Annotated in this window: 6 protein-coding genes and 1 tRNA gene; 3 read left to right on the top strand and 4 right to left on the bottom strand. The window is 68.6% G+C overall.

Features of this window, described 5'->3' with window-relative positions; all coding sequences use genetic code 11:
• Positions 1–55: 55 nt before the first annotated feature.
• Positions 56–3862, top strand: a complete 3807-nt coding sequence (locus ACI790_RS14025; RefSeq protein WP_456570387.1) for a hypothetical protein — start codon at positions 56–58, stop codon at positions 3860–3862.
• A 471-nt stretch (positions 3863–4333) separates the two neighbouring features.
• Positions 4334–6622, top strand: a complete 2289-nt coding sequence (locus ACI790_RS14020; protein ID WP_456570386.1) for an nSTAND3 domain-containing NTPase — start codon at positions 4334–4336, stop codon at positions 6620–6622.
• A gap of 271 nt (positions 6623–6893) precedes the next feature.
• Here ACI790_RS14020 and ACI790_RS14015 read toward each other — a convergent pair whose 3' ends face one another.
• The 4 genes from ACI790_RS14015 to ACI790_RS14000 form a co-directional block, all read right to left on the bottom strand.
• Positions 6894–8231 (bottom strand): hypothetical protein, encoded by a 1338-nt coding sequence (locus tag ACI790_RS14015; RefSeq protein WP_456570385.1) that lies wholly within the window; start codon positions 8229–8231, stop codon positions 6894–6896.
• The gene (locus ACI790_RS14010) at positions 8209–9558 is read right to left on the bottom strand and encodes a hypothetical protein (RefSeq protein ID WP_456570384.1); all 1350 of its coding nucleotides are present in this window, start codon (positions 9556–9558) and stop codon (positions 8209–8211) included. The genes ACI790_RS14015 and ACI790_RS14010 overlap by 23 nt, the downstream gene beginning before the upstream one ends.
• 89 nt (positions 9559–9647) lie before the next feature.
• A tRNA-Leu gene (locus ACI790_RS14005) sits at positions 9648–9735 on the bottom strand.
• A 68-nt stretch (positions 9736–9803) separates the two neighbouring features.
• Positions 9804–10838, bottom strand: a complete 1035-nt coding sequence (locus ACI790_RS14000) for a diguanylate cyclase (RefSeq protein WP_456570383.1) — start codon at positions 10836–10838, stop codon at positions 9804–9806.
• A gap of 89 nt (positions 10839–10927) precedes the next feature.
• Here ACI790_RS14000 and ACI790_RS13995 point away from each other — a divergent pair, with 89 nt between their 5' ends.
• Positions 10928–12253 carry a M20/M25/M40 family metallo-hydrolase gene (locus ACI790_RS13995; RefSeq protein WP_456570382.1) on the top strand — a complete coding sequence of 442 codons (1326 nt, stop codon included), beginning with the start codon at positions 10928–10930 and terminating at the stop codon, positions 12251–12253.
• Positions 12254–12261 lie beyond the last annotated feature (8 nt).

The following is a 12261-nucleotide window of genomic DNA, read 5'->3' as shown; positions in this document are numbered from 1 at the left end:
CGCTGGTCGCGGGTACCACTATCAGGACGCCGTCGGCGGGTGGTTGGCGGCGCGGATGCTCGCCGGACTCGTCCCCGTCGACCGACTGGTTCCGGAGGGCCTCGATGACCTGAGCTGTGAGGGGGCCGTCCCGCGACAAGTGCAGGTCAAGTCCCGCCAAGCGCGCGTCGGCGACTTCCCGCTCGGGGACGGCGCCCGTCACCTGCTCAAGGCCTGGCAGAGGCACACCAGCCTTCCCACGACCGCTTCCCAGAAGCTGGTCCTGGTTTTCGAACGTCCGGTGGCCGGCTACGCCCCCGACGACTGGGACGTACCGCTAGGTGAAGATCTAGATGGCGCGGAGCTGGCCGCCGAGGTGCAGCGTCTGGCTGCGGAGTACGGTCTACCGGCCTCGGAGATCAGCCCGCTCATGGAGCGGGCCAGCGTCCTAGTACTGCCACTAACGCAGCTCCACGCCGACGTCGCGGAGCTGATCGGCGCACGCACTCGACTACCTGTGGGTGCGACGGTCGCGGTGATGGCAGAGCTGCGCACGGCTGTGGCAGACCGTGCAGATCGCAACGGCGAGGTCGGCTGGGATCAGCGCAGTGGGCTTAGCCGAACGGACGTCGAACACCTCGTCACGAGGTCGGCCGAGATGATCGACGTGGCGGCGTTGCAGGAAGCCGTAAGAAGCGGCGCCTGCGAGCCAGTGGATTTCGATACCCCGTTGGACACCCCGGGCTTCTACTCCGGCATCGGTGTCCAGCCGGGGCACGTCGCAGCCGGTCTGGTGGTTCCGCGACCCGGCGCGACCGATGACGTCCTTGCTGGGCTCGACGCCACGGGCAGCGTGCTCATCGTCGGGCCGTCTGGCATCGGCAAGTCGGCGGTGCTGTGGATGGCTGGCTACGTCGCCCGGCACGTCACCTGGTACCAGGTGCGCCGGCTACAGGTGGCCGATGTCGAACCGCTGATTCGACTTGCTCGAGCCGCTGCCGGGGGACGCCACGCCACTGTCGGGTTCCTCGTTCACGGGGTGGGCAGCGGCGAGTTGACCGCGTGGGACGCGCTGCATCGCCGAGTGGCGAGCATGCCGGAGGTCCTACTGGTGGGGTCCGTTCGCGAAGAGGACCTACATCCTCTTGCCACCGGCTCCGACGTGGTGCACGTCAGGCCGCAGCTGGACGAGACCCTGGCCTCCCGCGTCCACGCGGAGCTGCGCGACCGCGGGCTGACCGCCACCGCGCACTGGCGCGAGGCGTTCGAAGCGGCCGACGGGCTGACCATGGAGTTCACGCACCTACTCACGCGAGGTCGCAGGCTGCGGGATGTCGTCGGTCAGCAAGTTGCCGACCGCATCAGGGACGGCCGGACAATGGAGTTGGCAGTCCTGGCGCCGGTCAGCGTCAGCGACCGCTGGGGGGCGTCGCTATCCGTTGAGGCGTTGACTGCGCTCATCGGTGGCTCCCCACCCGACCTGCAGGCTGCGTTGTCCCGACTGGTCAAGGAGCACTTGATCACTGTCCGGAATGGCAGCGTCAGCGGCTTGCACCCACTGCGCTCAGCGGCGCTGTGCGAGGCCGTGCATCACGTGCCGCCGCCGCTGCTGAGTTCCACAGCCCGGGACGTGACCGGCCAACTCGACAGCCCGCAACTGGCCGGCTTTGTGGCCCGCCTCCTGGCCGCGGAGTCCGACCTGGACCGAGTGCTGATCCGGGCTCTGGCCGACCGGCTGGCGCGCTCCGCCATGGGTGACGTGGCACTTGCCGCAGCTGCGCTGAACGGCTTGCGTTTGGCTGATTTCACGCGCACGGCCCGCCGCTGGGCAGACATCTTAGAAGCGCACGACGTGCCACCGCCCATGCGTCCGCTGGCACTCAACCTGGCCATGATCGACACAAAGGTGGGGGAGTGGTTCGATCCACGGCTAACCGCGGCCGTCGCCGCGATACGGCAGACCCGCGACGACGCATCGTCGCCGTTGCGCGATGCCCTCCTCGCCGAACTAGGCGCTGATCGCCTCACGACGCTGCTCGCGAATGGCGGCAGCCGGGCGCGGGCCACGGCACTGCTGGCAGCGATCTCCGGAAGCGGACTCCACCTCATGCCGGATACCGACTCCCCGCTCTGCGCAGCTATGACGGAGGCGCCACTGGAGGAGCTGGCCAGGCTGCTTGAGGCGGCCAGCGCAGTGAGCCCAACCACGGGGGAGGCGCTGCTCCAGATGGCCGGGGGAGTAGCTGGCATCCTCGAGCGGCTCCTGGATGCTGAGCCGTGGCTGCTCAACCTCTACGTCGTGCGCGATGGCGCCGAAATGGTGCTGCGCGGCCAACTGCTGCACGTGTCTGACCGGGTCAACCCCGATCCGCACGCGCACATCGTCGAGATCGCTCGCCGGGGACTGCAGTGCCTCCCCGGTGTGGAGCGCGCCGACCTGACGACGGTCACCGCGTCGGGCCAACCTCTCGGCTACGGCGGGCACCTCCCGGGTTCCACCGGCCTGCTGCGGCAGTACGCCGTCGGCCAGACCGTTGTCTCCTGGAACCGGACCCGCGCACGCTACGCCAGCTCGCTCGTGGCAGCGGAATCCACGACGGCGCGGCTGACCACCGGATTGGCCGTGCTTGAGCGCACTGGTCACTTTCTGGGCCGGGCTGCGGAACTGTGGGTTGCCTCCCGCGGCGGGCAGCAACTTCAGCGACTGAGCACTGAACGGCAAGGTCTGGCGACTGACATCGAGCGCCTCATGCCGAGGCCGATCCGCGACCCCGTCGCAGATCCCGAGGACGAGCGCGTCGCCGGTTTCGAGGACGACCCGCTGCACAGCCTGACTCACGGGATCGTGCGCAACCTCGTCGGCGGGTTGTTCAACACTGCGCAGCGGCACGCAGCGATGGCGTCGATCGCTCGGGACACGCTGCTGCCCAAGATCGCTGAGCTAGAGCTTGAGCCCTGGCAGCTACTCGGCCTCAAGGAACCACCACCGATACTCGACCGCATCGGCACGACCCTGTTGCAGTTGGCCGACGTTCTCGATGAGCTCGCCGCGGGGCATACCACTCTGTCTACGGTGTCAGCGCTGACCCGTGGGTGGCCACGAGATGACCGCCTGCGCCTAGCAGCGCAGATCGCGGCCGATCGCGCCGCGGAGCGTTATCACGCGAGTTGTGACGCGCTGCGGCAGCGCGCAGCTGAGCACGGTTGGCAGGTCCAGCCGCTCACACGCCCGGACGCCGGCAAGGGGAGCTGGCCGCCGGTGGAGACAGCGTTGGTGGTCACTCTCGACGGATTTGAGCGGTACGAAGAGACCATGACCGGCCTGGCGGATCTCATCGCTGGCTCCGACCTTCCAGGACAGTCCGCCGACCTGCTTCCTCTTGTTGCCTCCAGCGTGCGACCTCACTTTGCCGCCCGCGCGCAGTCCGGCAAGTTGTTCCCGGTTCCGGGCATCGCTGATCGCTGGCTGTCGCTGATAGATGTCCCTCTGGAGACCCCTGCCGCCGACGCCATCGCGACTGCGATCGCCGGCTTGCATGAGCTGAGCGCGCTGGCGCTCCTGGAGAGCCGGCGCATCACCGGCCCGGACGCTCAGGCCGTCGTCAACGAGGCCGTGCGACAGATCGGACGGGCCCTCGAGGCGCTGCGTGCCCTTCCACAGGACCGAGTGGTCAGCTCGTTGCACGATTCCGTTGCGGAGATGGCCCAGCAGGTGCAAGGCGAGTTCGACGCCTCGACGGAGGGCTCGGCAGGGGCGTTCGCGGGAGGGCTTAGTGGTGGGCTAACCACCACCACCGACGAGCTCGCCAACGCCAACTTCCTGCTAGCGCTGGCCACTCAGTGGGACTCCGATCCCTCGGCAGCCATCGCCTGGCTCGGCTGAATCTCGCGGACCATTACATCGAGTGGCGCGGCAGCAGCGCGATTGCCAGCGGCTCGGCTAAGCGGGACGTCAGCTCGGCCAAGAAATCGGCGTAGTCTGGGGCTGAGGGAGGATGCGCCCATCGCCTCCACTAGCGCGCAAGTACAGATAGGCAACTCGCGCGATCGTCTGCCTCATAACGGCCTTAGTTGCCCTAATCTGGGTGATCTTGATCCTGGCTATCCCGTCAGTCGGAGGCTGACATGGACAGTGCTCAGGGTCCAGGCGGCTAGGTCGGGAGGGCGATCTACCTCCTGAGAGTCCGCCCTCTGTTTCCGGCACTGGCAACATCACACGGCGCCGCAGGCTCCCGCGCGGCGTCCGCGCATGGGAGGGTTCCGCGGCTACCGTCAGGACCTCCTAGGGGAGGGATTCATTGAGGGTGCCGCGTGCCAATCACGAAGCCGTGACGTCGGTAAAGAGCCGCCTGTAGTGACAACACCGGACTACCAGTTGCACACCCTCGGGTGGCGCGCATTTCAGGACCTGGCACAAGTTGTCCTCCGTGACGTCCTCGGACAGCAGCTGGAGGTTTATAGCGATACGCGCGACGTCGGGCAGGATGGCGCGTTCGCTGGAAAGGCGACGCCTGCAGCCGCCGGCGAGTTGAGCGGCATTCACGGCGCAGTCATCGCTCAGATGAAGCACACCACCAAGGCGGGCGCGCGCCTGGCCGCCTCCGACGTAGAGGACGAGCTATCGAAGGTCGAGCGGCTCGTGGCTCGAGGCCTGTGCGACAGCTACATCCTGATCACCAACTCTCGAGTCACGGGCGCAGTCGCGACCAAGGTAAAGGAAGCGCTGCGAGCTCGGGGTGTGCAGATCTCAGTGGTGCTGGGGCATGAGTGGCTTTCGCAGACCATCCGCGACAGCCCACGCATGCGCGCCCTTGTCCCTCGCGTCTACGGGCTCGGCGACCTCAGCCAGATCCTCGACGAGCGGATCTACGCTCAGACGCAAGCACTGCTGGAGTCACTCAAGGACGACCTTGCCACCTTCGTCGTCACCGACGGGTACCGCGAGGCAATCGATGCACTGGAACAGCATGGATTCGTCTTGCTACTTGGGGAACCTGGGGCCGGGAAGACGGTCACCGCGGCAACGATCGCAACCGCCGCGAGCGATCTTTGGGGCCTTCAGGTAGCGCAAATCGACCACCCATCTGCAATGCGCCACTGGAATCCCAACGAGCCACAGCTTCTATGGGCAGACGATGCGTTCGGCGCCATGAACCTCAACCAGGATCTCATGGATTCCTGGAATCGAGCACTGTCGCTTGTGCGAGCGATCGTCCGCAAACGGAGCCGCATCATTCTGACGAGCCGTGACTACATCTGGCGTGCCGCCCGTCGTCACTTGAAGGAGAGTGCGTTTCCGTTCCTTGAAGAGGAACGAGTCACGATCGACGTGACGTCATTCTCTCGCGATGAGAAGGAAAAGATCCTCTATGCGCACCTGCGCGCCGGGCGTCAGCCGCAGGCGTTTCGAGCGGCTGCGAAGCCACACCTGCGCGCTCTGTGCGGGACGATCGACCTCCTCCCGGAGACTGCCCGGCGACTCGCGGACCCGTTCTTCACCACAGGCTTGAACCCGTCTTCGATGCGGGACGTCCAGCAGTTCTTGACGCACCCCAGGGGATACTTGAAGGAACTTCTCGAGAAGTTGGATGCTCCGCACGAGGCCGCGGTCGCGCTCGTCTTCACGCACGACGGGCACCTTGCGTGCCCATTTACGCCGACGCCGGGGGACGAGGGCCTGATCAGCAGCATCGGTGCCACCGTCCCGGCCGTGCGGCAGGCGCTCGGCAACCTCGGCGGCACTCTGTTGCGCACCGACGCCATACGCGGTGAGTACGCGTTTCGGCACCCCAGCATCGGTGACGCCTACGCCGAGCTGCTCACAAATCAGCCCGAGAAGCTCGTCATCTGGCTTCGAGGCGCTCCGCTGCGCCAGATCCTGACCGAGGCAACTGTCGACATCGACGACCCGGATCGACCCGGCGTGGCGGTCCCCCCGAGCCTGCGGGCAGAACTCGTCGCGCGAATGGACCGCGCGAGCGCCGAGCACACCACACAGATCGTTAGATTTCTCGCCGACCGCTGCTCGCCCGAGTTCGCGCGCGGACACCTAGCTGCGCGGGTACACCTTCTCGAGCCGCTGACCCACCCTGGCATGTACCTGTACCGCAGTTCGCCATCCCTTGTGCTCCTGGGCCTTCTCCGCGAACGTGGCATTCTGCCCGAGTCTGCTCGGCTCGAGTTTGCCAAGCACATAGCGGAGAACGCCCTCGACGGCCCGGATCCCGCTTGGTGCAGCATCGACATGGTCCGCGAAGTACTGACGGAGAGCGAGCTGCAATCTATCCGCCAGGCGGTCCGCGAGGCGCTCGTCACTGACGAGGCGCAATGGTTCACCGACGCCTGGGACACGTACAACTACCCAGGAACCGATTGGGGATCGCCCGGCACTTGGGTCGAACCTCTTCGGGATGCAGTGAATGAAATGCGTGGCGAGTTTATCGACGACAAGGAGGCCACTCAGGGGCTCGACTGGCTCGAACGGCACGCGCAGTACCTTGAGGAGACTCTCTCTGAGGATCACCCTGAGTACGACGTTAGGGAGGTTGGCTCGTCGCGCCGGCAAGCTCCCGAACGCCAAGCGTCCGCGCGGGCACCGCGACGCCACACCGGCCGGGATCCATTCGACGACGTCGACAGTTGATCATCAAAGCTAGCTCCCTCGCGTCTGAAGGATGCTCCCGTCGCAACCGACATCCAGCCACCCCCGTCCTGGCGGCACAACTGTCGGTTCTGACGGCGTCCAAGGGGAGGCTTCGAAACTCTGACGTAAGGCAATCGCCCAGCACCGCCGGCTGAGTGGGGAGTGAAACCTCGTCCGAGGTCGGCGTCCCTGCAGCGTTCTCGTCTCTAATGAGGCACGCGCGGTACCGGGCGATCGGCCAAAGCGGCCGGCTGCGGGCTGGGTGTCCCGACTAGGTCGATGACGGCCCAGGGGAACTCGGCTTGGTCGCCGAGGTCTCCTGCGGCTCCGTGGCGTCGGTCACCAGGGCGCGGTCGATCGGCTCGGGCAGACTGGCATGGCCGCGGAGAAACGCCGCGATCAGTCGCCGGGCGTGGGCCAAGTCCTCTCCTGCTGCGCCGGAGACCCGGGTGAGGGCATGGGGCTGCACGTGCCGACGGTGAACGAGCCGTTCATGTACCACCAGGTCAAGATGGCGCGGGAATAGCGCGATCCCGGGGGTATCCGCCAGGCGTGAGCTCAGCTCGATCAGCTGGTCGGCGTAGTCGGGAGGCCGGGGGAGGAAGGCACCTTGCGTCTCGACCTGGATCCGTGCGGGGGCGTTGGCCTCGGCTAGCACCTTGCTCAGGAACTTGTCGAACGATGCTGCCAGCGTCTTCATCTGAGGCAGCGGGACGGCGCCCTCCGTGACGCGCGCTGATGCCAGCGCATGCCACTCATCTGGGGGGAGGAGGACTGCTTGTTCCAGGGTGGTCACGAGGTTCAGGCCGAACACCGACAGTGCCTCGGCGTAGAGCCAGCGCACCGTTGGTTCGTCGAGCCCCTCGGGCGGATCGTTCCACCACCCGCCCAGCCGGGCGAGCAGCCCGAGGGTCCGCTTGACTGCGGCCCAGGGCTCGAGGAACCAGACCTCGCAGCGCAGGAACCAGAACGCCCGTTCGATCTCGGGCTTTCCCTTGACCTGGCGCTGGACGTCCCGCGTGCGCTGCAGGCCGGTGGGACCGTGCGCCCCAATGTCGGCGACCGGCGTGACGTCGGCGGCGTGCTCACGCCGGGTCAAGTCCTTCAGGCTCATCGCGCGCACGCCCAGGCCCGCGGCCAGTTCGCGCACCCGCCGTGAGGGAATGAGCGCCGTGACCAGCTCGGCCGCTTCCGCCCCCACGAGCGGCATCAGACCGGTCAGCCAGATGATCCGGTCCAACGGCTTCGGCGCGTTCTTGCTGGTGCCGGCCTTGCATTCGCCGATCGTCTTTACCCGACGCAGCTGCGGGGTGAAGGAGAAGGCCAGCAGGTCAAGGTCGGTGATCAGGAGCGGGTCCGGGTCGAAGTGCCGCTGCAGGTCGATGCCACGGCGGGCGTAGCTGCCCTCCCAGAAAACGACCCGCGCCAGCCGCATCTCCAGTTCCATGCCCTCATCGCCGATGGACGCCGACGACGGTCGTCCCGGCGGGCGCCGGACCACGGACACCGGTCGCGGGGCCGACAGCCGCTGTGGCGTCGCCTTGGTGCCGTCACCCTCGCCGTCAGTTGCCGACTCTGGCTGCTGATCAGTACTCGTGTCGCGCGACACGCTGCGCCTCCTGAACTGCCTCTCGCAGCTTGAGGACGGCCGCGTCGCTGATCTCGTTGGCGGCGCCGGTGGCTGCCGCCTGAGCCCGCTCGGACTCCGGCGTGCTGAACTGCGCGGGAGGGCGCAGCAGGCCGACATCCCCGGCGTCGCCGCCAGGTCCCTCCCCGAACGACTGCTGCAGCCACCCCAGGCCGCCCTCGATGATCTCGTTCTTCACCGCATGCAGGAACGCCCGCCCGTTGCCGGCGTCAGAGACTGAGACAATCCCTGCCCGTTCCAGCAGTCGATAGTCGCTCGCGATGTTGCTCGCCGGACCGACTCGGCCGCGGCGCAGCAGTCGGTCGACCAGCACGGCCGGGTCGGAGATCTGCCCCCGGCCGGCGGCGGCCTTCTCGTGGCCGTAAAGGATGTGCGCCACGAAGAGCTTCCGGAGGTGCAGCGCCTCGGTGGTGACCAGGGTGTCGTCGACGGGCTCGTAGATCGGGCTGAATACGTAGGTCTGCGGAGCGGCGCCGCCGTAGCTGCTCGTCACCGTCGCCGCCTGTACGAGGCCGACCTTGGTCGCGCTGCGGAGCACCGACGGGTCGAAGGCTCCATACGCGGCGACGGCCAGAGCCGGGCGCGCGCTGGCCTGCTCGGCGATGCCGAGCAGGGACTCCCGCTCAGCCGGGGGCAGTGAGCGCAGGAAGGTTGCCACATCGACGCCGGCGCTGGCCGAGCCCCAGACGTTCGGGTTGTAGATCACCTTTTCGTTCAGTGCCGCGGACGCCACGGTGTTGTTGATCCCGGCGGCCACCCCCAGCCGAGTTGCCTCCCGTGCCTGCTCATCGGTGAACCCCCGGTCGACGAGGGACTGCGCGTGCTGCGCCACGGTCAGCGGGGCCCACGCGGCGAGCTCGACGCTGTGCAGCACTGCGAGGTCGCCGACCGAAGGGCTCAGCACGTCGAGGACTTGCATCGCCTGAGTGACCAACGGCGCGGAGACGCCGACGTACTCCTCGATGTGCGTGATCGCGGCGCCGTCGGTCCGATAGTCCACGATGCCCGCGGTCTTCAGTGCCGGCAGCACCTGGCCGCGAAGCTGCAGAGTGCCGATGCCGGCGTGGGCGGCGTACTGCGTCGCGAGGTCCCCGGTGAGGCCGCGACCATGACCGCGCAGGCGCGACGCGAAGTCCATGGACCGCCCGGCGACCAGAAGCGTCTCCATGGCTGCCGAGACCAGCGGCTCGCGGATCAGCGGTTCTTGGTGGTGTATGTAGATCAGCGCGCGGCCGAGCCGCGCGGTGCGGTCCGGCCGTCGTGCCTGGGCCGGTGACGACAGGGTCACGTCGGCTCTCACTTCCCCATGAAAGAGGGCCGCGTCCGGAGTCGGACGCGGCCCAACCGATCACGTTGCGTGGGCGATTGCCCACGCTGTGGTGTCCGAGGGGGGACTTGAACCCCCACGCCCGATAAAGGGCACTAGCACCTCAAGCTAGCGCGTCTGCCATTCCGCCACCCGGACGAGTGCGAGGAGAAGACTACCTGACCACCGGGGGCCGATCACGCACCCCCCGGCGGTGCCGTGGCGCGTCAGGCGGGGGCCAGGGCCACCCGTCCGCGGCCGGCCCGCTTGGCGTCGTAGAGCGCCGCGTCGGCCGAGGTGTAGAGCGCGCGCCGGTCCCGCGAGTGCCGCGGTACGTGGGCCACCCCGAGGCTGATTGACAGGGACAGCAGGGTGCCGTCGGGCAGGCACAGCGGCTCGGCCCGGACCGCGTGCAGCAGCTCCTCGGCGCGGCGGGCCGCGACTTCGGGGCCGCAGCCCGGGAGCAGCACGGCGAGCTCGTCGCCGCCCAGCCGGGAGAGGACGGCGTCGTCGGTCCGGATCCGGCCGCGCAGCACCTGCGCGAGGTGCACGAGGACGTCGTCCCCGACCGGGTGTCCGTGGGTGTCGTTGATCGACTTGAACGAGTCGACGTCGATGAGCACCAGCGCCGTGCCACCGGGCGCCGACCGCCCCATCGCCGACTCCAGCGCCTGCTCGAACGCCCGCCGGGTGGCCAGGCCGGTCAGCGCGTCGACGGTCAGCTGCCGCTGCAGCGCGTCGACCAGCAGGTCCTGCGTCCGGTTGGCCCGCACGAGCAACGTGGCGATCACGGCGAGCACCGCCCCGAAGACCAGCACGTCCGTGATCGCGGCGGCCGGCGGCAGGAGCTGGAGCAGGGTGATCAGGTCGGCGGCGAGCGCGGCCGCGGTCACCAGGGCGACCGCCGGGCCGCGCAGGTGCACGGCGACCCACAGGACCGGGAAGGCGAAGAACGCCTGGGCGCCCGCGGAGCTGTCCGACGTCACCGAGTTGAGCGTCGCGATCAGGACCACGCTGCCGAGCCCCAGCACGATGCAGATGTTCCAGCGGTCCAGCCGCTCCGGCGGCAGCAGGCAGACCAGAGCCGCCCCGAGCAGCGCGGCCACGCCCAGCCAGTGCGCCGGCCCCGCAGAGGATCCGTCGTTCGGCGTCCGGATGAGCGGCAGCGCCAGCAGGACCGCAGCGCTGGCCACAAGGAGGAAGGCGGCGCTGTTGACTGCCGCCCGGGGGTCCCGGGCGCTGAACGGTCGAGTCGTCCTCACGCGCAGGTCATCGGCCGGGGATGTCGGATGGTGGAGGCCCGTTTCACCCGTCGGGGGCAGGCGGTGTTCCGGTGGGGGACGATCGGCCCATGGCCGAGAACCCCGCCCCGCTCACCGGCGCCCAGGACGAGGTCGCCGAGCTGCTCTCCGACCTGATCCGGATCGACACCACCAACACCGGCAGCACCGCCACCAGCGCGGGGGAGCGGGGAGCTGCGGAGTGGGTCGCGGGCAAGCTCGACGAGGCCGGCATCGACTCGGTCATCCACGAGTCGGAGCGGGGGCGTGCCAGCCTGGTCGCCCGCATCCCGGGCACCGATCGCAGCCGCCCGGCGCTGCTCGTGCACGGCCACCTGGACGTCGTCCCGGCCGACCCCGCCGAGTGGAGCGTGCACCCGTTCTCCGGTGAGGAGCGCGACGGCTACATCTGGGGCCGCGGCGCGGTGGACATGAAGGACATGGACGCGATGGTCCTGGCCCTGGTGCGGGACTGGGCGCGCACCGGCGTGCAGCCGCCGCGCGACATCGTGCTCGCGTACGTGGCCGACGAGGAGGCCGGCGGCAAGCTCGGCGCGCACTTCCTGGTCGACGAGCACCCCGATCTGTTCGAGGGCTGCACCGAGGCCATCAGCGAGGTGGGCGGCTTCAGCATCACCGTCCGCGACGACCTGCGCCTCTACCTGGTGCAGACCGCCGAGAAGGGCCTGGCCTGGATGCGGCTCACCGCCGGCGGGAAGCCCGGGCACGGCTCGTTCGTGCACGACGACAACGCCGTCACCCGGCTCTGCGAGGCGGTGGCGCGTATCGGCGCGCACCGCTTCCCGCTGACCCTCACCCCGCCGATGCGGGCGTTCCTCGCCGCGGTCGAGGACGCCTACGGCATCGAGATCGACCCCACCGAGCCCGAGCTCGCGCTGGCCCGCCTGGGCAGCATCAGCCGGATGATCGGCGCGGCCCTGCGCAACACCGCCAACCCCACCATGCTCGACGCCGGCTACAAGGCCAACGTCATCCCGGGAACGGCGAGCGCCACCGTCGACGGCCGGTTCCTCTACGGGCAGGAGGAGGAGTTCGAGCGCCAGCTCGCCGCGCTGATCGGCGAGGGCGTGCAGCGCGAGTGGCTGGTGCACGACCAGGCGGTGGAGACGACGTTCGACGGCCCGCTGGTCGACCAGATGGTCACCGCGCTGAAGGCCGAGGACGACGGCGCCCGGCCGGTGCCGTTCACCATGAGCGGCGGCACCGACGCCAAGAGCTTCCAGCGCCTGGGCATGCGCTGCTTCGGCTTCTCGCCGCTGCGGCTGCCCGCGGATCTGGACTTCGCCTCGCTCTTCCACGGCATCGACGAGCGGGTGCCGGTCGAGTCGCTGCAGTTCGGCGTCCGGGTGCTCGACCGGTTCCTCCGCAACGCATGATGTGATGC

Source organism: Blastococcus sp. SYSU DS0539 (assembly GCF_054050855.1).
This window is presented reverse-complemented; position numbering and strand designations above follow the sequence as displayed.

Bases quoted from the DNA above. Each gene is read 5' to 3' on its own strand.
- ACI790_RS14025 (WP_456570387.1), top strand. From the start codon at position 56: ATGCTCGCCGGACTCGTCCCCGTCGACCGACTGGTTCCGGAGGGCCTC.
- ACI790_RS13995 (WP_456570382.1), top strand. From the start codon at position 10,928: ATGGCCGAGAACCCCGCCCCGCTCACCGGCGCCCAGGACGAGGTCGCC.